Annotated in this window: 39 protein-coding genes; all 39 read right to left on the bottom strand. The window is 45.3% G+C overall.

The genetic code is table 11. The annotated features are described in order from the left end of the window. Positions 1-60 precede the first annotated feature (60 nt). Positions 61-456 (bottom strand): 30S ribosomal protein S9, encoded by a 396-nt coding sequence (rpsI, locus tag LJE72_RS09075; protein ID WP_045574862.1) that lies wholly within the window; start codon positions 454-456, stop codon positions 61-63. A gap of 17 nt (positions 457-473) precedes the next feature. After that, positions 474-905 carry a 50S ribosomal protein L13 gene (gene rplM / locus LJE72_RS09070; RefSeq protein WP_073032145.1) on the bottom strand — a complete coding sequence of 144 codons (432 nt, stop codon included), beginning with the start codon at positions 903-905 and terminating at the stop codon, positions 474-476. Between the two features lie 153 nt (positions 906-1058). After that, the gene (gene truA / locus LJE72_RS09065) at positions 1059-1844 is read right to left on the bottom strand and encodes a tRNA pseudouridine(38-40) synthase TruA (RefSeq protein WP_229247258.1); all 786 of its coding nucleotides are present in this window, start codon (positions 1842-1844) and stop codon (positions 1059-1061) included. 91 nt (positions 1845-1935) lie between these two features. Then, positions 1936-2274, bottom strand: a complete 339-nt coding sequence (rplQ, locus tag LJE72_RS09060; protein WP_073032149.1) for a 50S ribosomal protein L17 — start codon at positions 2272-2274, stop codon at positions 1936-1938. Positions 2275-2300: 26 nt separating this feature from the next. Beyond that, positions 2301-3248 (bottom strand): DNA-directed RNA polymerase subunit alpha, encoded by a 948-nt coding sequence (locus tag LJE72_RS09055; RefSeq protein WP_073032151.1) that lies wholly within the window; start codon positions 3246-3248, stop codon positions 2301-2303. Positions 3249-3317: 69 nt separating this feature from the next. After that, positions 3318-3947 carry a 30S ribosomal protein S4 gene (rpsD, locus tag LJE72_RS09050; RefSeq protein WP_229247378.1) on the bottom strand — a complete coding sequence of 210 codons (630 nt, stop codon included), beginning with the start codon at positions 3945-3947 and terminating at the stop codon, positions 3318-3320. Positions 3948-3960: 13 nt separating this feature from the next. Beyond that, positions 3961-4350, bottom strand: a complete 390-nt coding sequence (rpsK, locus tag LJE72_RS09045; RefSeq protein WP_007778485.1) for a 30S ribosomal protein S11 — start codon at positions 4348-4350, stop codon at positions 3961-3963. Between the two features lie 18 nt (positions 4351-4368). Continuing rightward, on the bottom strand, positions 4369-4740 hold the full coding sequence (gene rpsM / locus LJE72_RS09040; protein ID WP_073032155.1) for a 30S ribosomal protein S13: 372 nt from the start codon (positions 4738-4740) through the stop codon (positions 4369-4371). A 93-nt stretch (positions 4741-4833) separates the two neighbouring features. Further along, complete coding sequence (gene rpmJ / locus LJE72_RS09035; RefSeq protein ID WP_007778480.1) at positions 4834-4947, bottom strand: 50S ribosomal protein L36; 114 nt, start codon at positions 4945-4947, stop codon at positions 4834-4836. Positions 4948-4968: 21 nt separating this feature from the next. After that, a complete protein-coding gene (gene infA / locus LJE72_RS09030) occupies positions 4969-5187 on the bottom strand; it encodes a translation initiation factor IF-1 (RefSeq protein ID WP_007778476.1) in 219 nt (72 codons plus the stop codon). Between the two features lie 40 nt (positions 5188-5227). Next, positions 5228-5974, bottom strand: a complete 747-nt coding sequence (gene map, locus LJE72_RS09025) for a type I methionyl aminopeptidase (RefSeq protein ID WP_073032156.1) — start codon at positions 5972-5974, stop codon at positions 5228-5230. A 5-nt stretch (positions 5975-5979) separates the two neighbouring features. Continuing rightward, the gene (locus LJE72_RS09020) at positions 5980-6621 is read right to left on the bottom strand and encodes an adenylate kinase (RefSeq protein ID WP_229247257.1); all 642 of its coding nucleotides are present in this window, start codon (positions 6619-6621) and stop codon (positions 5980-5982) included. A gap of 14 nt (positions 6622-6635) precedes the next feature. Continuing rightward, positions 6636-7922: a preprotein translocase subunit SecY gene (gene secY, locus LJE72_RS09015; RefSeq protein ID WP_229247256.1), complete on the bottom strand. Its 1287-nt coding sequence runs from the start codon at positions 7920-7922 to the stop codon at positions 6636-6638. 1 nt (position 7923) lies between these two features. Further along, positions 7924-8364, bottom strand: a complete 441-nt coding sequence (rplO, locus tag LJE72_RS09010; protein ID WP_229247255.1) for a 50S ribosomal protein L15 — start codon at positions 8362-8364, stop codon at positions 7924-7926. A gap of 18 nt (positions 8365-8382) precedes the next feature. After that, positions 8383-8565 (bottom strand): 50S ribosomal protein L30, encoded by a 183-nt coding sequence (rpmD, locus tag LJE72_RS09005; protein ID WP_073032164.1) that lies wholly within the window; start codon positions 8563-8565, stop codon positions 8383-8385. A 12-nt stretch (positions 8566-8577) separates the two neighbouring features. Then, positions 8578-9048 (bottom strand): 30S ribosomal protein S5, encoded by a 471-nt coding sequence (gene rpsE, locus LJE72_RS09000; RefSeq protein WP_373887458.1) that lies wholly within the window; start codon positions 9046-9048, stop codon positions 8578-8580. Between the two features lie 56 nt (positions 9049-9104). Further along, positions 9105-9473 (bottom strand): 50S ribosomal protein L18, encoded by a 369-nt coding sequence (gene rplR / locus LJE72_RS08995; RefSeq protein WP_229247254.1) that lies wholly within the window; start codon positions 9471-9473, stop codon positions 9105-9107. A gap of 54 nt (positions 9474-9527) precedes the next feature. After that, positions 9528-10082, bottom strand: coding sequence for a 50S ribosomal protein L6 (gene rplF, locus LJE72_RS08990; protein ID WP_073032170.1), 555 nt, complete (start codon positions 10080-10082; stop codon positions 9528-9530). Positions 10083-10106: 24 nt separating this feature from the next. Beyond that, complete coding sequence (rpsH, locus tag LJE72_RS08985; protein ID WP_073032173.1) at positions 10107-10505, bottom strand: 30S ribosomal protein S8; 399 nt, start codon at positions 10503-10505, stop codon at positions 10107-10109. A gap of 28 nt (positions 10506-10533) precedes the next feature. Continuing rightward, on the bottom strand, positions 10534-10719 hold the full coding sequence (locus tag LJE72_RS08980) for a type Z 30S ribosomal protein S14 (protein ID WP_045574846.1): 186 nt from the start codon (positions 10717-10719) through the stop codon (positions 10534-10536). 20 nt (positions 10720-10739) lie between these two features. Next, positions 10740-11279, bottom strand: coding sequence for a 50S ribosomal protein L5 (rplE, locus tag LJE72_RS08975; protein WP_073032174.1), 540 nt, complete (start codon positions 11277-11279; stop codon positions 10740-10742). Between the two features lie 20 nt (positions 11280-11299). After that, the gene (rplX, locus tag LJE72_RS08970; RefSeq protein WP_312038910.1) at positions 11300-11653 is read right to left on the bottom strand and encodes a 50S ribosomal protein L24; all 354 of its coding nucleotides are present in this window, start codon (positions 11651-11653) and stop codon (positions 11300-11302) included. A gap of 27 nt (positions 11654-11680) precedes the next feature. After that, entirely contained in the window at positions 11681-12046 is a 366-nt protein-coding gene (rplN, locus tag LJE72_RS08965; RefSeq protein ID WP_073032178.1) for a 50S ribosomal protein L14, read from the bottom strand. A gap of 35 nt (positions 12047-12081) precedes the next feature. Continuing rightward, positions 12082-12342 carry a 30S ribosomal protein S17 gene (rpsQ, locus tag LJE72_RS08960; RefSeq protein ID WP_229247253.1) on the bottom strand — a complete coding sequence of 87 codons (261 nt, stop codon included), beginning with the start codon at positions 12340-12342 and terminating at the stop codon, positions 12082-12084. Between the two features lie 23 nt (positions 12343-12365). Continuing rightward, on the bottom strand, positions 12366-12569 hold the full coding sequence (gene rpmC, locus LJE72_RS08955; protein ID WP_014901242.1) for a 50S ribosomal protein L29: 204 nt from the start codon (positions 12567-12569) through the stop codon (positions 12366-12368). After that, positions 12559-12996, bottom strand: coding sequence for a 50S ribosomal protein L16 (gene rplP / locus LJE72_RS08950; protein WP_073032182.1), 438 nt, complete (start codon positions 12994-12996; stop codon positions 12559-12561). The genes rpmC and rplP overlap by 11 nt, the downstream gene beginning before the upstream one ends. Beyond that, positions 12997-13659: a 30S ribosomal protein S3 gene (gene rpsC, locus LJE72_RS08945; protein ID WP_073032184.1), complete on the bottom strand. Its 663-nt coding sequence runs from the start codon at positions 13657-13659 to the stop codon at positions 12997-12999. It abuts the gene before it with no gap. A 3-nt stretch (positions 13660-13662) separates the two neighbouring features. Beyond that, positions 13663-14004: a 50S ribosomal protein L22 gene (gene rplV / locus LJE72_RS08940; RefSeq protein ID WP_073032186.1), complete on the bottom strand. Its 342-nt coding sequence runs from the start codon at positions 14002-14004 to the stop codon at positions 13663-13665. A 21-nt stretch (positions 14005-14025) separates the two neighbouring features. Next, positions 14026-14307, bottom strand: coding sequence for a 30S ribosomal protein S19 (gene rpsS / locus LJE72_RS08935; protein ID WP_040411748.1), 282 nt, complete (start codon positions 14305-14307; stop codon positions 14026-14028). 18 nt (positions 14308-14325) lie between these two features. Further along, positions 14326-15153: a 50S ribosomal protein L2 gene (rplB, locus tag LJE72_RS08930; RefSeq protein WP_073032190.1), complete on the bottom strand. Its 828-nt coding sequence runs from the start codon at positions 15151-15153 to the stop codon at positions 14326-14328. A 33-nt stretch (positions 15154-15186) separates the two neighbouring features. Continuing rightward, positions 15187-15474 carry a 50S ribosomal protein L23 gene (gene rplW / locus LJE72_RS08925; protein ID WP_073032191.1) on the bottom strand — a complete coding sequence of 96 codons (288 nt, stop codon included), beginning with the start codon at positions 15472-15474 and terminating at the stop codon, positions 15187-15189. Beyond that, on the bottom strand, positions 15474-16097 hold the full coding sequence (rplD, locus tag LJE72_RS08920) for a 50S ribosomal protein L4 (protein ID WP_229247252.1): 624 nt from the start codon (positions 16095-16097) through the stop codon (positions 15474-15476). Before rplD ends, rplW begins: the two co-directional genes overlap by 1 nt. Before the next feature lie 23 nt (positions 16098-16120). Further along, positions 16121-16750 (bottom strand): 50S ribosomal protein L3, encoded by a 630-nt coding sequence (gene rplC / locus LJE72_RS08915; RefSeq protein ID WP_312038909.1) that lies wholly within the window; start codon positions 16748-16750, stop codon positions 16121-16123. A 179-nt stretch (positions 16751-16929) separates the two neighbouring features. Continuing rightward, positions 16930-17235 carry a 30S ribosomal protein S10 gene (gene rpsJ, locus LJE72_RS08910; protein WP_007778414.1) on the bottom strand — a complete coding sequence of 102 codons (306 nt, stop codon included), beginning with the start codon at positions 17233-17235 and terminating at the stop codon, positions 16930-16932. Between the two features lie 244 nt (positions 17236-17479). Continuing rightward, on the bottom strand, positions 17480-18682 hold the full coding sequence (gene tuf, locus LJE72_RS08905; RefSeq protein ID WP_073032197.1) for an elongation factor Tu: 1203 nt from the start codon (positions 18680-18682) through the stop codon (positions 17480-17482). 93 nt (positions 18683-18775) lie between these two features. Continuing rightward, positions 18776-20854 (bottom strand): elongation factor G, encoded by a 2079-nt coding sequence (gene fusA, locus LJE72_RS08900; protein ID WP_229247250.1) that lies wholly within the window; start codon positions 20852-20854, stop codon positions 18776-18778. A gap of 39 nt (positions 20855-20893) precedes the next feature. Further along, positions 20894-21364, bottom strand: coding sequence for a 30S ribosomal protein S7 (gene rpsG / locus LJE72_RS08895; RefSeq protein WP_229247249.1), 471 nt, complete (start codon positions 21362-21364; stop codon positions 20894-20896). 57 nt (positions 21365-21421) lie between these two features. Then, complete coding sequence (gene rpsL / locus LJE72_RS08890; RefSeq protein WP_229247248.1) at positions 21422-21841, bottom strand: 30S ribosomal protein S12; 420 nt, start codon at positions 21839-21841, stop codon at positions 21422-21424. A 102-nt stretch (positions 21842-21943) separates the two neighbouring features. Then, on the bottom strand, positions 21944-22195 hold the full coding sequence (locus LJE72_RS08885; RefSeq protein ID WP_229247376.1) for a L7Ae/L30e/S12e/Gadd45 family ribosomal protein: 252 nt from the start codon (positions 22193-22195) through the stop codon (positions 21944-21946). Positions 22196-22220: the final 25 nt, after the last annotated feature.

Here is a 22220-nt window from a genome sequence, read left to right as displayed (position 1 = left end):
AATATATGTTTCCTAATACAAAAAGGAAGGGATAAATCCCTTCCTTTGAATTGCACTGTATTAACGTTTCGAAAATTGTGGAGCTTTACGAGCTTTCTTCAAGCCGTATTTGCGACGCTCTTTCATACGTGGGTCACGTGTAAGAAAGCCAGCTCTCTTAAGACTTGGACGGAGACTAATATCTGCCTTTAACAAAGCGCGAGCAATCCCTAAACGAATCGCACCAGCTTGGCCAGTAGTTCCCCCCCCATGAGCGAGAGCAATAACATCATATTTAGCAAGTGTATCTGTAATATTAAATGGTTGTTGAACAATCATTTCCAGAGTTTTCTTACCAAAATACTCCGCTAATTCACGCTTATTAATGATGAATTTTCCTTCACCGGGAATAAGACGAACACGAGCAATTGCATTTTTGCGTCGTCCAGTCGCTGCGTATTGTAATTGAGTTGCCATGTTTTACTTCCTCCTTCCTACTGAATTGTCCAAATTTCAGGTTGTTGAGCTTGATGGGGGTGTGTATCTCCCTTGTACACTTTTAACTTAGTGTACATTTGGGCGCCCAACTTGTTATGAGGAAGCATTCCCTTCACAGCATGTTCCATAGCTCGTTCTGGCATGATTTGCATTAACTTTTTGTAAGGAACTTCTTTTAACCCGCCAGGATATCCTGAGTGACGACGATACATTTTATCGTTTAGTTTGTTACCTGTTAAAACTAATTTTGCAGCATTAATAATAATGACATGATCCCCCGTGTCAACATTAGGGGTGAATGTCGGTTTATGTTTACCTCTCAGGAGACGTGCTGCTTCAGTAGCAATACGACCCAAGGGGATTCCCTCAGCGTCAATAATATACCATTTACGCTCCTGTTCTTGTGCTTTCGCAAAAAACGTGGACATGACTTTCCCTCCAATTTAGAAGTTTTGCTGTTTTTCCTCACTCGCATGGGGCTCAATCATGCTTGCGTATGCCAGGGGCATGGGGCTCAATCATATCCAAGGCATAAAAACTCATATTGATATATTATTTGAAATTGAACCTAATGTCAAGCTTTATTTGAAAAGCACTTTAAAAACCTCAAATGGACTTTCATCCGTATAATTTACATGGACTAGGGTTAAGCCGTGTGCAGGTGCAATCACGCGAGCGCGCTTCCGATCATGACTGGCAATAATTTCGGGAATCTCTCCAGGGAGAGTACGTCCCTTACCTACCTCCATGAGTGTTCCAACAATAATGCGGACCATGTGGTATAGAAACCCATCTCCCACGCAGGATACTCTAATTAATCGGTTGTCTTCTTCTCTTACTTGACACCTATAAATCGTTCGTTCAAACCTCTTACTATCACCACCTGCAGCTGCAAAGGTTTTAAAATTATGTCGTCCTTCCAGAAAGGCAGCCGCTTGTTGCATGTGGTCAGTATTTAAGGGTATGGGCATATGGGATGCATAAAGACGCTTAAATATATCCGGTATACGCTTATTATCAATCAGATAATCATAGCGCTTCCATTTTGCTGACCATCGGGCATTAAAGTCGTCCGCAACACACTCCGCCTCAAGTATGCGAATGTCCCTTGGAAGCAGACTGTTAAATGCCTTAGGAATTTTTTCCTCGGGAATTCTGGCGGCAGTCATGAAATTCACAATTTGACCGGAGGCGTGCACCCCCGCATCCGTCCGACCTGCCATAGCTAGAGTTATCTTTTCCTCGACGAGTCTTGCCCATACAGCTTCCAAGGTTCCCTGAACTGTGGGCCCATGGGCTTCATCCTGTCGTTGGAATCCGTGATAGTTTGTTCCGTCATAGGCTAGTTTTAGACGAATGTTTCGCATGATAAGCATAGCCTCCGCTACTTACTAAGGGTGTACCGCAAAGGCTGGGCATGCTTAACCTTGTAAGCAAACCCAGCCCTTAAGTACCGCATTAAACGAGTTCGATGATTACCATTGTGGCAGCATCTCCTCGACGTAAGCCGAGTCTCATGATCCGAGTATAGCCGCCTTGACGGTCAGCATATTTCGGCGCGATAGTATCAAATAACTTCGTAACAACATCTTCATCCATCAGATAAGCCATTGTTAAACGACGGGCAGCCAAATCTCCTTGCTTGCCAAGTGATATCATCTTTTCAGCAATAGCATTCAGTTCCTTGGCGCGTGCTTCTGTCGTTTGAATACGCTCATGTCTTAACAGGGAAGTGACAATGTTACGCAACATTGCCCCGCGATGACCAGTGTTTTTTCCTAACTTGCGGTAAGCCAATTACATTCCCCTCCTTTTGCACCGAATTAGTCTTCAGCAGGTCGGAAAGATAAACCTAAGTCTTTAAGTTTAAATTCCACTTCTTCTAAAGACTTGCGACCAAGGTTACGTACTTTAATCATGTCTTCTTCCGTTTTTTGGGTCAACTCTTCAACAGAGTTAATCCCTGCCCGTTTCAGGCAGTTGTAAGAACGAACAGACAGATCTAATTCCTCAATCGTCATCTCGAGGATTTTATCTTTGGCTTCCTCTTCTTTTTCCACCAAAACCTCAATACTATTGAGTTTATCAGTGAGTCCCATGAAAAGGCGCAGATGATCACTTAGGATTTTGGCTGCCGAACTGGTAGCTTCTTCCGGTGAAATACTGCCATTAGACCATGCTTCAAGGGTTAACTTGTCATAGTCCGTGATCTGACCAACCCGGGTATCCTCTACCGTGTAGTTGACCTTGTAAATCGGGGCAAAGATGGAGTCAATGGGGATAACTCCGATGACATGATCTGGCTTCTTATTTTTGTCAGCAGGAACGTAGCCACGGCCGCGTTCTACCGTCATTTCCATAAATAGCCGACCATCTTTATCTAATGTCGCAATCTTCAAGTCATTGTTTAAAATCTCAATATCTGGGTCAGTTATAATATCTCCTGCCAAGACAACACCTTCACCCTGGGCTTCAATACGTATAACCCTAGACTCATCCGTATAGCCCTTCAAAGCAAGAGACTTCAAATTGAGAATAATGTCTGTAACGTCTTCCAAAACACCCGGAATCGTTGAGAACTCGTGTAGTACTCCTTCGATTTTGACTGATGTTACCGCTGATCCCTCGAGAGAGGACAGGAGAATCCGCCTTAAAGAATTTCCTAAGGTGATCCCATATCCTCGCTCAAGAGGTTCAACAATGAATTTTGCATAGGAGTTATCTTCAGAACGCTCGATACACTCGATTCTGGGCTTCTCGATTTCTAACATCGGAATGCACCTTCTTTCTCGAGAACTTGATATACAAACCATCCGACCCAAATGGGTTGAACGTCAACATTAACGGGAGTATTTCTCCACGATGAGGTGTTCTTGGATAGGCAGTTGAATATCTTCACGAGTAGGCAGTGCAACTACAGTTCCAGCAGCAGTATTGGCATCCAAGCTCAACCAACCGGGGACTGTTCGGGAACCCAGGTTTTCGAGGAGTTGTTTAATACGTGGCGAGCTCTTACTGCCTTCTTTGACAGCAATGACTTCACCAGCACGTACCGAATAGGAAGCGATATCAACTTTTTTACCATTTACGGTAAAATGACCGTGATTAACGAGTTGACGAGCTTCTGGGCGCGATGATGCAAAACCCAAATGGAAAACGACATTATCAAGTCGACGTTCCAGCAGAACCAACAAGTTTTCACCGGTTACCCCTTTACGACGGGCAGCCTCGTCAAAATAACTACGGAATTGTTTTTCCATGACGCCGTACATGCGGCGTGCTTTTTGTTTTTCTCGCAACTGAAGACCATACTCAGTGGGCTTCTTTGCACGGGCTTGGCCGTGTTGGCCAGGGGCGTAAGCACGACGGTCGATCGCGCACTTACCAGTATAACAGCGTTCTCCTTTAAGGAATAACTTTATTCCTTCACGACGACATAAGCGACAGACTGGTCCAGTATATCTAGCCATGATTACACACCTCCTATACCCTTCTGCGTTTCGGTGGCCGACAGCCATTGTGTGGAATCGGTGTCACGTCTTTAATTAAATTAACTTCTAAACCTGCAGCTTGCAGGGCTCGAATAGCAGCTTCTCGTCCAGCTCCAGGTCCTTTTACATAGCATTCAACATCTTTTAAGCCATGTTCCATTGCAACTTTAGCACAGGTTTCGGCAGCCATTTGGGCTGCAAAAGGTGTACTCTTACGAGAACCCTTAAATCCAAGAGAACCTGCACTGGACCAGGAGAGTGCGTTCCCGCTGGTATCCGTAATGGTCACCATGGTATTGTTGAAAGTAGATTTGATATGAGCAATTCCACTTTCAATATTCTTGCGTTCCCGGCGTTTTGTCCGGACAACTTTACGTGCCATCTCGGTTATCCCCCCTTATTACTTTTTACGTTTTGCTCCAACGGTCTTAGCCGGGCCCTTACGGGTTCGGGCATTGGTTTTCGTGCGTTGCCCTCGAACCGGAAGTCCGCGACGATGGCGCAGCCCGCGATAAGAACCAATTTCCATAAGACGTTTGATATTGAGGGAAACTTCGCGACGCAAGTCGCCTTCAATTTTAATCTCTTTATCAATAAATTCCCGAAGCTTGCTGACTTCATCTTCTGACAAGTCACGCACTCGGACATCCGGGCTTACACCCGTTTTAGCGAGAATCTTATGTGAAGTTGGTAGCCCTATCCCAAAAATATAGGTCAAAGCTATCTCTAAACGTTTCTCGCGCGGTAAGTCAACTCCAGCGATACGTGCCATCTAAAATTTACACCTCCACTATTTCAGTTCTGGAAACAATATAAAATCGGTGCATTGGAGATTTTCCCCAATCAGCCGCGCAACCGAAACTTTTTAGCCTTGTCGTTGCTTGTGTTTCGGATTTTCACAAATGATCATGACTTTACCATGGCGACGAATAATTTTACATTTTTCACAGATCTTTTTAACAGAAGGCTTTACTTTCACTGTAATCCCTCCCTTTGGTCATTACTTAAACCTGTATGTGATTCTTCCTCGAGACAGATCATAAGGGGAAAGCTCCACAGTGACCCGATCTCCCGGCAGAATTCTAATAAAATTCATGCGGATTTTTCCAGAGACATGCGCTAATACCTTGTGTCCATTTGCCAACTCAACTTGGAACATGGCATTTGGCAACGGCTCTAAAACTTTACCTTCAACTTCAATCACGTCTTCTTTTGACATAATTATTTACCCCTCCTCTGGCATTCCCTACGCCTCGCACCTAACATCGAGTTAGAATTTCTAGGCCATTTTCCGTAATTGCAACTGTGTGCTCGAAATGGGCCGATGGCCGGTTATCTTTCGTAACCACAGTCCAGCGATCCTTTAGCGTCTGCACTTCATACGTACCCATGTTCACCATGGGCTCAATAGCCAAGGCCATACCAACCTCGAGTCGTGGCCCCCGGCCTGGTTTGCCAAAATTCGGGATCTGAGGATCCTCATGCATGGCTTTTCCAATCCCGTGCCCAACATAATCGCGCACTACTGAAAACCCATTTGCTTCAACATGCGTTTGAACCGCATTAGAGACGTCATAAAGGCGATTGCCTACTTTAGCTTGTGCAATACCCTGCATCAAGGACTCTTCAGTCACTCTCAAAAGTTTTTGGAGGTCTTCACCAACTTCTCCAATTGGTAAAGTCACAGCCGCATCTCCAAAGTAACCCTCAATGAGTGCACCGCAATCTATACTTATAATATCTCCAGATTCTAGAATCCTTAAACCGGGTATTCCATGAACTACTTGTTCATTTACAGAGGTACACAGCGTTGCGGGAAAACCATTATATCCTTTAAACGCTGGTATGGCACCCTGCGCACGAATATATTTCTCAGCTATGCGATCCAGTTCCAGTGTTGTAACACCGGGCTTAGCGTGCTCACGGATAAGGGCAAGTGTCTCAGCCACGATCCGCCCTGCATTACGCATTAGAACTAATTGGTTCGCATTTTTCAGCTCAATCATGCTGATTAGCCCAAAGCTTTCAGAATATCCTGAAACACTTGGTCAATTGGTTGATCCCCGTTAATACGCTTCAACAGTCCCTTTTCCTCGTAAAAAGCTATCAAAGGTTCTGTTTGCGTATTATAAACATTTAAGCGATTCTTAGCTGTTTCAACAGTGTCATCAGAACGCTGATAAAGCTCTCCTCCACATTGACCGCAAACTCCTTCTTGCTTAGGAGCGTTGAAGATCATATGGTAAGAAGATCCGCATTTCCGGCATACACGTCGTCCAGTTAATCTGGGAATTAACACCTCTTCGTCAACTTCAATGTTGATAACACCATCGAGCTTCATGCCAAGGCGCTCTAAAATACCAGCTAAAGCACTGCCTTGAGCAAGTGTCCGTGGAAATCCATCAAGAAGAAATCCGTCCGCACAATCAGGCAGTGCTAACCGCTCCTCAACAATCCCAATTGTCACTTCATCAGGAACCAAGCCGCCTGCATCCATGAAGGATTTAGCCTTAAGGCCTAAGGCAGTTCCCTCTTTAATAGCTGCTCTAAACATGTCCCCTGTTGAAATATGTGGGAAATGGAAACGTTCCACGAGCGGATTTGCCTGCGTTCCCTTACCTGCACCTGGGCCACCCATTAATATTATCTTCATTGCTCTTCCTCCTCTTACTTCATAAATCCTTGATAATGCCTCGACATAAGTTGGGATTCAATTTGTTTCATCGTATCGAGCGCAACCCCAACCACGATCAGAAGGGATGTTCCACCAAAATAGATGTTCTTGAGTCCTGTAAGTCCAATAACTAGTGTCGGTAGGACTGCAATCAAAGCTAGAAATAAACCACCTGCGAGAGTTATACGGTTTAATACTTTAGACAAATATTCTGCCGTTGGTCGCCCAGGTCGAAGGCCGGGAATGAATCCCCCATACTTCTTCAGATTATCAGCTACATCAATTGGGTTAAAGGTGATAGAAGTGTAGAAGTACGTGAAGAATAATATGAGCGCACCGTAGAGCAGTAGGTATGGGATTGAGGTAATGCTGCCATTCATAGTAAACCATGTGTTGACAAATCTTGCGAAACCTGATGTCGGCGTCCAAGACGCAATCGTCTGTGGAAAAGCAAGCAAGGACATTGCGAAAATTACTGGGATAACCCCTGCTTGGTTAACCTTGAGCGGAATATGGCTGCTTTGGCCTCCATACACTCGACGACCGACTACTCTCTTCGCATATTGAACTGTTACACGGCGTTGCCCTTCTTGAACATAAATAACGCCCGCTGTGATAAAGGCAACGATGAGCAACAATCCGATAAGTGAGAGAGCATTGATTTCCCCTACCCTTAACATCTCAAACAAGGATGTAATTGCTGATGGGACTCTTGAAACAATTCCTGCAAAGATGATGAGTGAGATACCGTTTCCAATCCCCTTCTCGGTGATTGCCTCTCCGAGCCACATTAGAAAGGCGGTTCCAGCTGTTAGAACAAGTGCTATCAGCAGGAATGTCGGCCATTTCATAGCTGGACTGGGGATATTAACTGCAGCCCTGATCCCGTAGGTAAGTCCAAATGCTTGAATGAATCCCAGAGCAACGGTACTATATCGCGTATACTGTGTTATCTTCTTACGCCCATAGTCGCCCTCTTTAGAAAGCCGTTCAAGCGAGGGAATGACAATCGTCAGAAGCTGAAGAATGATGGATGCGGTAATATAGGGGGTAATACTCAAAGCAAATACAGATAAACTTTTAAAGGATCCTCCAGAAATCGTGTCCATGAAATTCATCATGGCACCCGAACCAAACATTTGGTTCAGCATTTCTCGATCAATAAAGGGAGTTGGAATATGTGCTCCGATACGAAAAATCAAGAACATCAGCAAAGTATAACCGATTTTCTTCCTGAGATCCGCTACATTCCATGCATTCTTCAGGGAATCGACAGCCATCCTACTCCACCTCTACTTTTCCACCCGCCGCAACTATCTTCTTTGCCGCTGCTGGGCTGACTTTGTCAATTTTGACGGTCAGTGCTTTGGTCAAGTCCCCTGTTGCCAGAATCTTAACGCCATCTTTAGCGGCTTTGATCAAACCAATTTCAAAGAGGCTTTCAATCGTAACTTCGGTACCATCTTCAAAACGTTCTAAGTCACGAACATTCAATGCAACAATTTCTTTTCTGGAAATATTATTAAAGCCACGCTTTGGCGCTCTGCGAAACAGAGGATTTTGTCCACCTTCAAAACCCGGACGTACTCCACCGCCTGCTCGCGAATTTTGCCCCTTGTGTCCTTTGCCGGAAGTTTTACCATGTCCGGAACCAATGCCGCGACCCAAGCGCTTAGGTGCATGTGTTGATCCTTCAGCAGGCTTTAGTTCATGCAATTTCATGCTGGCCTACACCTCCTTCTATTGAGCTAGTGTTTCTACCGTTACCAAATGCATGCATTTATGAACCATTCCCAGAATCCCAGGACTGTCTTCATGAACTGCACTTGATCCAACTTTTCCCAAGCCAAGTGCTTGTAACACTTTGTGCTGTGCTTTAGAATATCCGATTGGGCTCTTTGTTAGTGTCACTTTAATTTTCATGACCAACCCTCCTTAACCTAGAACTTCTGCTACGGTCTTGCCTCGGAGTTTGGCAATCTCTTCTGGACGTTTGAGAGATTTTAAGGCTGTCATCGTCGCATTAACCATATTATGCGGGTTTGCTGAACCCAATGACTTCGTTAGAATGTCATGAACTCCGGCAACCTCGAGAACTGCACGAACAGCTCCTCCAGCAATAACTCCAGTTCCTTTGGAAGCCGGCTTTAACAGCACGTGTCCCGCACCAAATATTCCATTGATGGGATGAGTAATAGTGGTTCCGTGCATAGGAACGCTTATGAGATTCTTTTTAGCATCTTCGATTCCTTTACGAATTGCTTCAGGAACTTCTCCAGCTTTTCCCAGTCCAGCACCAACACGTCCGTTGCCGTCTCCGACCACAACCAGAGCGCTAAAGCTAAAGCGGCGTCCACCTTTAACAACCTTGGCCACACGGGCAATATGAACAACCTTTTCAATCATGTCTGATTTATTAGCTTCGAACTTCGCCAATTTGAAAATTCCTCCTTTACCCAAGCTTAGAAGCTGAGTCCAGCTTCTCGCGCTGATTCCGCCAATGCTGAGATTCGGCCGTGATAGATATTTCCTCCACGATCGAATACTACTTGCGTAATTCCTTTTTCAAGGGCTTTCTTCGCAACCAGTTCGCCAACCTTTTGAGCGCCAGCGGTGTTACCACCTGACAATTCTGCTGCTTTGAACTCTGGATCGAGAGAAGAAGCCGCAACAAGTGTTACTCCGAGCTCGTCATTGATAACCTGAGCATAAATATGATTCAAGCTCCGAAACACTGCTAAGCGAGGACGCTCGGCAACTCCGATAACATTCTTGCGGATACTTTTATGCTTTTTCAAGCGAATAGCCTTACGATCAATGCGCTTAATCAAAGGGAACACACTCCTTTCACGTTGGCAAGAGATTTTGCCCTTGCCTAATTTGTATTACTTCTTGGCACCTTTTTTGCCACCTGTCTTACCTACTTTACGACGGATGACTTCCCCTTCGTATTTAATACCTTTGCCTTTATAGGGTTCAGGCAGTCGTTCGGATCGAACAACAGCGGCAAAAGCACCAACGAGTTCTTTATCCATTCCTTTAACCAAAATTTTATTGGGTGCAGGAACTTCAAAGTCAATCCCCTCAAAGGGAGTAAGTTCAACTGGGTGTGATTTTCCAACCGTTAAAACCAACTTGTTTCCTTGCTTCGCAGCACGATATCCAACCCCAACCATATCCAGACCCTTGGTAAACCCATTCGTAACGCCCTCTACCATGTTGGCGATTAACGTGCGAGTCAGTCCATGCAGAGAACGGCTTAAAGGTTGATCATCTGGCCGTGTAACAATGATTTGTGAGTCTTCTACGGCAATGTTCATTAATGAATGAATCTCTCTTGTTAAGGTGCCTTTTGGACCCTTAACGGTAACAACGTTACTCTCTATTTTGAAGTCCACACCACTGGGTATTCCAATGGGGCGCTTGCCAATTCTGGACATTCATTGCACCTCCGCCTTAGAAAATTACCAAATGTAGGAGATTACTTCTCCACCAAGGCCCTCTTTTCGGGCTTTCTTATCTGTCATTATCCCCTTGGATGTTGAAATAACTGCGACTCCAAGTCCACCAAGGACTTTCGGAATTTCATCCTTTTTCGCATAAACACGCAGTCCCGGACGGCTTATCCGCTTCAGCCCGGTAATAACACGCTCACGGTTTGGACCGTATTTCAAATACATCCGAATCACGCCTTGTTTGTCGTCGGCAATGAATTCTACATCCTTGATGTACCCTTCTGATTTAAGCAATTCCGCAAGCTCTCTTTTAATACGAGATGCTGGCACCTCAACTTTATCGTGATAAACCATTCCCGCGTTGCGGATACGAGTTAAAAAATCTGCTATCGGATCTGACATTGACACTTCAGTCGTCCCCCTTCCTTACAATGTTTTACCAACTGGCCTTCGTGATTCCAGGAAGTTCCCCTTTGTGAGCCAACTCCCGGAAGCAAATCCGGCAAATTCCGAATTTCCGCATGTAAGCATGGGGACGTCCACAAAGCTTGCAACGGTTATGCGAACGTACTGCGAATTTTTGTCCACGATTTTGGCGGACAACCATTGATGTCTTAGCCACGTTCTTGAACCTCCTTTTCTCTAATCACGGTATGGCATTCCGAATCCGCGAAGCAACTCTCGCGCTTCCTCATCGGTTTTTGCCGTTGTTACAAAGACTACATCCATCCCACGAAGCTTGTCGATCTTATCGTACTCCATTTCAGGGAAGATCAGTTGCTCCTTGATTCCCAACGTGTAATTTCCACGTCCGTCAAACGCCTTTGCTGAAATACCGCGGAAGTCTCGAACACGAGGCAACGCCACGTTTAAGAGTCGATCCATGAATTCATACATACGTTGACCACGTAAAGTGACTTTGCAACCAATGGGCATTCCTTCGCGAAGTTTAAATGCCGCAATAGATTTCTTAGCTCGTGTGACAATCGGCTTTTGTCCAGCAATCTTCATAAGATCGCCAACCGCAGAATCAATCGCTTTGGAGTTTTGAACCGCTTCACCAACACCCATATTGATAACGATTTTATCAACTTTAGGAATTTGCATCACATTTTTATAAGCAAACTTCTGCTGTAAGGCAGGAGCTATTTCGGTTAAATATTTATCATGCAGACGAGCCACTAAGGTCCCTCCTTTCGCGATTAGTGTTTATCCGGTAGATTCACACCGCACTTTTTACAGACGCGGAATTTACCGTCTTCCATTACCTTATAACTGACACGAGTCACGGATTTACACTCTTGGCAATATAACATTACATTCGAGCTGGCCATTGGAGCTTCTTTTTGAACGATGCCGCCTTGAGGCATGCTTTGAGAAGGTTTTGTATGACGCTTGATCATGTTGGCCTTCTCAACCACTATACGGCCCTTCTTAAGAATCACATCAATGACTTTGCCTTTTTTGCCGGCATCCTTGCCGCTGATTACCATGACATAGTCGCCTTTTCTAACGTGTATCTTGCTAGGTTGTACCTTATGCTTAGTAGCAGCCACTTTCTTCACCTCCACCCATCATGGGTCTTAGATAACTTCCGGTGCTAAGGAAATAATTTTCATGTAGTTATCACGCAACTCGCGCGCTACTGGTCCAAAGATACGGGTGCCGCGAGGACTTTTGTCATCCTTGATGAGGACTGCCGCGTTTTCGCTAAACCGTATATAAGATCCGTCGGTACGCCGAATTTCTTTCTTCGTTCGTACTACTACAGCCTTAACAACGTCTCCCTTTTTGACAACGCCCCCTGGCGTTGCTTGTTTAACAGAAGCAACAATAATATCTCCAATCGTTGCATATCGGCGCATTGAACCGCCTAGCACACGAATACACATCAACTCTTTAGCGCCTGAGTTGTCACCAACTCTAAGCCTAGTTTGTACTTGGATCATTCCATTGACCCCCTTCCGAACTAAATATCAAAGATTTAGAGAGCAATTGATCTCTGAGTTATCTCAACTACGCGCCAGCACTTATCCTTACTTAAGAGGCGTGTTTCCATGATCGTGACAGTATCCCCGATGCGGGCTTCATTGTTCTCGTCATGAGCCTTATAGTTCTTTGTGCGTGTGATTGATTTTTTATAAATCGGATGACTCTCCGTGATCTCAACTGACACAACGACAGTTTTGTTCATCTTGTCACTGACAACTTTGCCAGATCGAACCTTACGTTGGGCTCTTTCCACGTTAAAATGCCTCCTTTCTCACCTTAGGCACGTTCAATCTTTAACTCGCGCTCACGAAGAATCGTTTTACCGCGGGCTATTCCTTTGCGGACTTCACGAATTCGCATCGGGTTATCTAATTGTCCCGTTGCCAATTGGAAACGCAAATTAAACAGTTCTGTTTTGAACTCGTCGATTTCCTTTAATACTTCTTCATTAGTTAGATCTCGGAAATCCTTAGTTTTCATTTGCGTCACCTCCTTCTTGATCTGCACGGGTAACGAACTTGCACTTGATCGGGAGTTTATGCATTGCAAGACGTAATGCCTCGCGTGCTTGTTCCTCCGTTACGCCGTTTAATTCAAACATTACACGGCCTGGCTTTACTACAGCTACCCAATATTCCGGGGACCCTTTACCACTACCCATGCGTGTTTCAGCCGGTTTAGCTGTAATAGGCTTGTCCGGAAAGATTTTAATCCAAACTTGACCGCCACGTTTAATGTAACGGGTCATAGCAATACGAGCAGCCTCAATTTGACGATTCGTAATCCAGCCTGCTTCCATAGCCATAAGGCCAAATTCACCAAACGTGATTTTATTACCGCGTGTAGCCTTACCTGATAAGCGTCCACGATGTTGTTTCCGATGTTTCACTCTGGCTGGGACTAGCATCTAGTTTCCTCCTTCCACCTGAGCGACGGCCTTTTTGGCGGGTAGAACCTCACCTTTATAAATCCAAACCTTGATACCAATTTTTCCGTACGTGGTATTGGCTTCGGCAAATCCGTAATCAATATCTGCACGCAGGGTATGAAGGGGTACTTTTCCTTCATGATACCATTCGGTTCGGGCAATTTCGGCTCCAGCCAAACGACCGCTGCATTGAATTTTAATACCTTGAGCACCCTGCCTCATTGTCCGTCCAACTGTTTGCTTCATGGCCCGACGAAAGGATACGCGTTTTTCAAGTTGTAGGGCAATGTTTTCTGAAACCAATTGGGCGTCAAGCTCAGGCTTCTTAATTTCTACGATATTCACTGCTACTTGCTTGCCTGTTATGGCTTCAAGTTGTTTGCGCAGATTTTCGACTTCAGTGCCACCACGTCCGATAACAATACCAGGCTTCGCAGCATAGACAGATACTTTAACACGACTGGCTGCCCGCTCAATTTCGACTTTAGGGCATCCCGCTTGTTTAAGTTTATTCTTTACGAACTCACGAATCTTCAAATCTTCATGAAGAAGTTCCATGTAGTTCTTATCTGCATACCAACGGCTTTCCCAGTCCCGGATAATTCCGACGCGGAGGCCTTTGGGATTAACCTTTTGACCCACAGTTTAGCCCTCCTTCTTCTCGCCTACAACCACAGTAATGTGACTCGTCCGTTTCCGGATTTGGTCAGCACGTCCCATAGCTCGAGGCTTGATACGTTTTAAAGTCGGTCCTTGATCCACACATATTTCAGTAATATACAGATCATCAACATTCATGTCATAATTATGCCCTGCATTTGCGACTGCAGACTTCAGTACCTTGGTCACATCATCAGTGGATCCATTAGGAGTAAACTGAAGGATTGCGAACGCATCACTGATCTTTTTGCCACGAATCAAATTAACAACTTGGCGTACCTTACGAGGAGAGATACGTACATATTTTGCCACTGCTTTTGCTTGCATGTGCCTTAACCTCCTCTCGAATTATCGTAAGCCGCTGGATTTTTCGCTACCAGCATGGCCCTTATAGGTGCGCGTGGGCGAAAACTCTCCGAGTTTATGCCCAACCATGTCTTCTGTAACATAGATAGGAACATGTTTTCGTCCATCGTGAACCGCAATGGTGAGTCCGACCATTTGCGGGAAAATTGTTGAGCGTCTGGACCACGTCTTAATAACGCGTTTTTCACCTGATTCGTTCATCGCTTCTACACGTTCGAGTAAACGAGATTCGACGAAAGGTCCTTTTTTCAGAGATCTGCTCATTCATGGGCCTCCTTTCGACTACTTACTGCGCCGCTTCACAATAAAGCGATTCGACGGATTCTTCTTCTTGCGGGTTTTTGCACCCAGAGCTGGTTTTCCCCAAGGAGTACATGGGTTGCGACCTATTGAGTTACGACCTTCACCACCACCGTGCGGGTGATCCACAGGGTTCATTACAGATCCGCGGACTGTAGGACGAATGCCCATCCAGCGTGATCTACCAGCTTTACCGATATTAATGTTCTCATGGTCAAGATTTCCTACTTCACCGATGGTTGCTCGGCACTCAATACGGATCATTCGCATCTCGCCCGATGGAAGTCTTAAGGTTGCATAAGATCCTTCTTTAGCCATAAGTTGAGCTGATCCACCAGCTGAGCGAACCATTTGTCCACCCTTGCCAGGTTTCATTTCGATGTTGTGTAACAAAGTACCGACCGGAATGTTCTGAAGCGGCAAACAGTTGCCCACTTTAATGTCAGAGTCCGGACCGGAAACAACCATCTGATCAACGCTCAAACCATTGGGAGCTAAAATATAGGTTTTAAAGCCATCCTGATAAAACAACAATGCAATGTTAGCTGAACGATTTGGATCATATTCAATACTCGCAACACGAGCAGGAATTCCATCTTTATTGCGCTTAAAGTCAATGATACGAAGCTTTCGCTTATGTCCGCCGCCTTTATGGCGAACACTCAAGCGACCGTCGTTATTACGACCCGCTTTCTTAGTCAAGGGTTTGACTAAAGAGCGCTCAGGTTCAGTTCTGGTAATCTCTTCATACGTCGAACCAGTCATATTCCGACGGCTTGGAGAGGTAGGTTTATAAGTCTTTATTGCCATAGGTCTTCATTATCCTCCTTTGCTTCAAGCTGCTTACAGGCCCGCGAAGTTTTCAATCTTATCTCCAGCTTTAAGCGTAGCAATCGCTTTTTTACGGTTCGATGTTTTACCAAGATATTTTCCAACCCGCTTCATTTTACCTTTTACGGATAATGTACGAATTTCCACTACGGATACTTTAAACATCTTTTCCACCGCAGCTTTTATTTCAATCTTGTTCGCAGCTGGATTTACCCAGAAGGTGTATTTATTCTCTTCAACAAGTCCTACGGACTTCTCAGATATCACCGGACTTTTGAGGACATCTCGTGCGTCGCGCATTACGCCAACACCTCCTCTGCTTTAGTTACTGCCGCTTTGGTCATCACTAGAACGTCATAATGAAGCAGGTCGAAAACATTCATTCCAGCTACATCCATTGCTTTTACACCCTCGATATTACGGGCTGAACGGAATACTGCCTCATCAGCATTATCCATCACAATCATAGCCTTCTTAGCAATATTAAGAGCTTTGAGCACTTGAACGATCTCTCGCGTTTTTGCCTCATTTATGCTTAAATCATCAAGGACAATCAGCTGTTGCTCTAAGACTTTCGAAGAGAGAGCCGAGTACAAAGCTAATCGGCGTACTTTTTTAGGTAACTTAAAACCATATTTACGTGGTTTAGGAGCGAAGATTACACCGCCGCCCCTCCACAATGGAGAGCGCGTACTTCCAGAACGTGCACGGCCCGTTCCTTTTTGACGCCACGGTTTTCGTCCACCTCCGCGAACTTCACCGCGTAACAAAGCAGACTGAGTTCCCCGTCTTTCTCCTGCTAATTGCGAGACAACTGCTGAGTGAAGAACGTGGACATTCGGAGTAATTCCAAACACATTTTCACTGAGTTCAATTTCTCCGACAGCTGCGCCTTGCATATTTACTACTTGAACTTTCGGCATTGCTTATTCCTCCTTTCCCAGTGTTACTTCGCCTTGACAGAAGGCTTCAGAATGAGCAACGACTTATTCGCTCCAGGGAGAGCCCCTTTAATCAAGATCAAGTTTTTATCCATATCAACCCGGATAACTTCCAGGTTTTGTACCGTTACACGTTCGCCGCCCATACGTCCTGGCAACTCACGACCTTTAAATACTCGAGCCGGGCCTTTCGCGCCAAGGGAACCTGAACGACGATGATACTTGGATCCATGTGCCATCGGTCCGCGACTTGCGTTATGACGCTTGATCATACCGGCAAACCCTTTCCCTTTCGAAGTACCTACAACATCAACTTTGTCGCCAACTGTGAACAGATCTACAGTCACTTCTTGCCCAATCTCATAGCTCTCGACATCAGCGACTCTGAACTCACGAACATATCTCATAGGCTTAAGAGAAGCCTTTTGAAAATGTCCTTTTCGAGGCTTATTGCTCAAGCCATCACGAAGGATAGAAAAACCCACTTGGATAGCGTTGTAGCCATCTGTTGCAATCGTTTTCTTCTGCACTACCGGGCAAGGACCCGCTTCAACCACAGTAACCGGAATCACACGTCCTTCAGCTGTAAAAACCTGAGTCATACCAATTTTTTTACCTAAAATTCCTTTTGACACGAATGCCACCTCCTAAACGCTTTGAAGTGCGCTAGATTCCTCTAGAGCACGAGAGCGCTATTTTATTTATATTATGCCAGCCACCCGGCAGCAACTCCACGCTACCGGGTGTTTCGCACAACAAACATAACGATAGTATATCACAAAGTTAAGTGATTTGCTACTCTAATTTTAGCCAATTACAACTTAATTTCGATATCCACACCGGCCGGCAGATCTAAACGCATGAGCGCATCCACCGTCTTAGGCGTCGGTTCAAGAATATCAATTAGGCGTTTATGAGTGCGCATCTCAAATTGTTCCCGTGAATCTTTATTGACATGTGGCGAGCGCAAAATGGTGTAGATGCTTTTCTCTGTTGGAAGAGGAATTGGTCCACTAACCTGTGCGCCCGTACGTTTTGCAGTTTCAACTATGCGTTCTGCTGATTGGTCAAGTGTTTTGTGATCAAATGCTTTAAGCCGAATTCTGATCTTTTGGCTCATAAGTTACAACCTCCTCATAATTCCCGTTATACGGGTTTCGAGCGTAAAAATTCCCTGACCAAGCGGAGTCACTCGTCCAGCAACCTTTTACGCCATTCCTGGTGTCAGAGGCCAGATGCCGGAAGTCGGATAAGTGTGTTTCTCGTTTAATCCAACCTTCCGTCAGCTGGCGACTGCTGACGGGATTTTAATGATGAGAGGAAAAGTGACTTTTTCTCTCATCATTAAGCCTAAAAAATATTTCTTAGCTGTTAATTTTTGCAACGATACCTGAACCAACAGTACGGCCACCTTCACGGATAGCAAAGCGAAGTCCTTCTTCCATAGCGATTGGAGTGATAAGTTCAACTTCAATCGTTACACGGTCGCCAGGCATAACCATTTCGGTACCCTCTGGAAGAGTGATTACTCCTGTTACATCTGTTGTGCGGAAGTAAAATTGCGGGCGATAATTATGGAAGAACGGGGTATGACGACCACCTTCTTCTTTATTAAGAACGTATACTTCACCAGAGAACTTGGTGTGAGGCTTGATTGATCCGGCTTTAGCCAAAACCTGTCCGCGTTCAATATCTTTACGCTCAACTCCACGAAGCAGAGCTCCAATGTTATCTCCAGCTTGAGCTGAATCAAGGAGCTTACGGAACATCTCTACGCCTGTTACGACAGTCTTACGGGCAGTGTCCGTCAAACCGACAATTTCAACCTCGTCACCGACTTTAACTCTACCACGGTCAACACGACCTGTAGCAACCGTTCCACGTCCAGTAATTGTGAAGACATCCTCGACAGGCATTAAGAAAGGCTTGTCAGTGTCACGCTCAGGCGTTGGGATATAAGAATCAACAGCATCCATGAGATTCCAGATCTTGCCGCACCATTCGCAATCACGTTTTCCGCAACCGCACTGAAGGGCTTTTAGACCAGAACCAGGAATGATAGGAACATTGTCACCATCATACTCCTGGGCAGTTAAGAGTTCGCGAAGTTCCATTTCAACGAGCTCGATTAATTCTTCATCATCAACCATGTCTACCTTGTTAAGCCAAACTACAATACTAGGAACACCTACTTGGCGAGCCAAGAGAATATGTTCACGGGTTTGTGGCATAGGGCCGTCAGCTGCAGAAACACAGAGGATCGCTCCGTCCATTTGAGCAGCACCAGTGATCATGTTTTTAACATAGTCAGCGTGTCCTGGGCAGTCCACGTGTGCATAGTGACGATTGTCAGTCTCATACTCAACGTGTGCAGTGGAAATGGTGATTCCACGTTCGCGTTCCTCAGGAGCCTTGTCGATTTGGTCAAACGCTGTAGCTACAGCGCCGCCGTGTTTTGAAAGAACAACGGTGATTGCCGCTGTCGTAGTAGTTTTACCATGGTCAACGTGACCAATGGTTCCTACATTAACATGTGGTTTTGTACGTTCGTATTTAGCTTTTCCCATTTTTATCACTCCTTTAATATACTATAAAGTTATATGATTCAGGGAGGTTACGAAGCCCGAACAAAAGCTCGTGCTTCGAGCCTCAAACTTCGCCTATGACCCTTGGCGCTTAGCAATAATACCATCCGCAATGCCTTTTGGGACTTCTTCATAGTGATCGAACTGCATCACATAGACTCCACGGCCTTGAGTTGCCGAGCGTAAGTCGGTTGAATATCCGAACATTTCGGAAAGCGGAACAAATCCACGTACAACTTGAGTATTGCCACGCGCTTCCATTCCTTCAATCCGACCCCGACGCGAGCTTATATCTCCAATGACATCTCCCATATATTCTTCAGGAACTGTCACTTCGATTTTCTCGATCGGTTCGATGATTGCAGGATCAGCTTTGAGGGCACCGGCTTTAAATGCCATAGATCCGGCAATCTTAAAGGCCATTTCTGAAGAGTCAACATCATGATAAGAACCGTCATACACTGTTGCACGCATGTCAAGCAGCGGATAGCCAGCAAGAATACCATTTTGCATCGCTTCTTCGATACCGGCTCCAATCGGATTAATGTATTCCCGAGGGATAACTCCTCCGACTACCTTGTTAACGAATTCGAAACCGCTACCAGGTTCAAGAGGTTCCAACTCGATCCAACAGTGGCCGTATTGACCGCGTCCACCAGACTGGCGAACAAATTTCCCTTCGGACTTAACAGTCTTCCGAATGGTTTCTTTATAAGCAACTTGTGGACGACCGACATCACATTGTACTTTGAACTCCCGCTGTAAGCGGTCAACGATAATCTCGAGGTGAAGTTCACCCATTCCTTCGATAATCGTCTGCCCAGTTTCTGTATCGGTGTGCATTCTAAAGGTCGGATCTTCCTCAGCCAAACGGCCGAGCGCCCCGCCCATTTTTTCTTGGTCGGCTTTAGTCTTAGGCTCAATCGACACAGAGATAACAGGTTCCGGGAATACCATTTTCTCTAGAATGATTGGAGTCTTCTCGTCGCATAAGGTATCCCCTGTCGAGGTATCCTTTAAGCCGACGGCTGCAGCGATATCACCTGAACGCACTTCTTGTATATCTTCGCGGTGGTTGGCATGCATTTGAAGGATCCGTCCGATGCGTTCGCGCTTGCCCTTAGTTGAGTTGAAGACATAAGAACCAGCACCTAATACTCCAGAATAAACCCGGAAGAATGCAAGTTTACCCACGAACGGGTCAGCCATAATTTTAAAAGCCAAAGCGGAGAAAGGTTCAGTGTCCGAGGCTGTACGCTGATCTTCTGCACCTGTATCAGGATGTACTCCGTTAATTGGTGGTACATCTAATGGAGATGGCATATAATCAACTACAGCATCCAGCAAAGGTTGAACACCTTTGTTCTTGAATGCAGAACCACAAATGACCGGGATAAATTTGTTCCCGATGACTCCGCGGCGTATGCCGTCGCGAATTTCTTGTTCTGTGAGTGCTTCCCCTTCAAGATACTTCATCATGAGCTCTTCGCTTGTTTCAGAAACCGCTTCAATTAACTTTTCACGGTATTCACTCGCTAATTCAGCTAGGTCTTCTGGGATCGCACTATGCTCTTCAGTCGTACCTAGGTCGTCAGTATAGATTGTCGATGTCATTGTCACTAAGTCGACGATTCCTTTGAAGTTTTCCTCAACACCAATCGGCAGTTGGATGGGTACAGGATTAGCACCCAATCGGTCAGTTATCATGGAAACTCCGCGGAAGAAATCCGCGCCCAATCGATCCATTTTGTTAATAAAAGCGATCCGCGGAACTTTGTATTTATCCGCTTGACGCCAAACTGTCTCCGATTGAGGCTCCACGCCGCCGACTGAACAAAACACTGCTACAGCACCGTCTAGTACACGCAAGGAGCGTTCAACTTCCACAGTGAAGTCCACGTGCCCTGGTGTATCAATGATATTAATCCGGTTGTTTTTCCATTGGCATGTTGTAGCCGCAGAGGTAATAGTAATACCGCGTTCTTGCTCCTGAACCATCCAATCCATCGTCGCAGCGCCATCATGAACTTCCCCGATTTTATGCACACGTCCGGTATAAAAAAGGATACGTTCAGTTGTTGTCGTTTTTCCTGCGTCAATATGAGCCATAATTCCTATATTACGTGTATTTTCTAGTGAAAATTGTCTTGCCATTGAGAATCCCCCTTTCTGTCAAAATCAGTGTGTCTCAAATTACCATTTGTAATGCGCAAATGCCTTATTTGCTTCAGCCATTTTGTGCATATCATCTTTTTTCTTTACTGAACCCCCTGTATTGTTAGAGGCATCAAGTAACTCTCCGGCAATCTTCTCTTGCATTGTCTTCTCGCCTCTTTTACGAGCCATAGCGACAAGCCAACGCAGAGCTAGTGTAGTACGACGCTCAGCACGTACTTCGATAGGGACTTGATAGTTTGCTCCCCCAACACGGCGTGCCTTTACTTCCAATATCGGCATAACATTTTTTAGCGCAGTACTGAAGACTTCTAGGGGATCTTTGCCAGACTTTTCCTGAATCATATTAAATGCACCGTAGCAAATTGCTTCAGCCGTTCCCTTTTTACCATCTAACATAATTTGATTGATAAACTTGGTTAGAGTTTGATTCTTGTAAATCGGATCTGGCAGAACATCGCGTTTGGCAACATATCCTTTACGTGGCATTTGGTAACCTCCTTTGTATCATAATATTAACAATTTGAGACAATTCAAGAGTCCTTATTAGGCTTTCTTAGGACGTTTTGCACCATACTTCGAACGACCTTGTGAGCGTTTTTGAACAGCAGTTGTGTCCAAAGCACCACGAATAACGTGATAACGCACACCAGGAATGTCCTTAACACGACCGCCACGAATAAGAACCACGGAGTGTTCTTGTAAGTTGTGTCCGATTCCAGGAATATAGGTGGTTACCTCAAGCCCATTAGTTAAACGCACACGAGCAACCTTCCGGAGTGCTGAGTTAGGTTTTTTAGGAGTAGTAGTATAAACCCTAGTACAAACTCCTCGCTTTTGAGGGGATCCTCCTGAGGGATATTGCTTACGTTTAAGTGAGTTATAACCCCACTGTAAAGCCGGAGCTGTTGATTTTTGTTCGATTGTGGCACGTCCCTTACGGATAAGTTGATTAATTGTCGGCATGTCTCCGCCTCCTTTCTAATGAAATCAATATACAAGGAATTGCTTGCTGCAGCATTTAACAAGCAATTCCAAACTCAGCTTTATTGGGTAGCCATACGGGCGTTACTCTTGCAATAAGGCTGCTATTGCTGTACCTACTTCAATCCCGCACGCTTTCCCTAATTCCTTCATAGTGGGTACTTCAACGCACTCCACGCTATGACTCTCGCACCATTCAAGAATAGGACGACGAACATGCGTTTCGGCATCTTTGGCCATATAAACGCGCCGAACGCGCCCTTTTTCAAGGGCTCGTTGGGTTTGCTTTAACCCAACTGTTTTTTGTTTGGCGTGTTTGAAGGTTTCATCAAGCATCAAAATGCTTTCCCCCTTAATCACA

It is taken from the genome of Desulfosporosinus shakirovi, from assembly GCF_020595055.1.
Lineage (GTDB): Bacteria > Bacillota > Desulfitobacteriia > Desulfitobacteriales > Desulfitobacteriaceae > Desulfosporosinus > Desulfosporosinus shakirovi.
The sequence above is the reverse complement of the archived record's forward strand: the minus strand, read 5'-3'. Positions and strand labels throughout refer to the sequence as shown.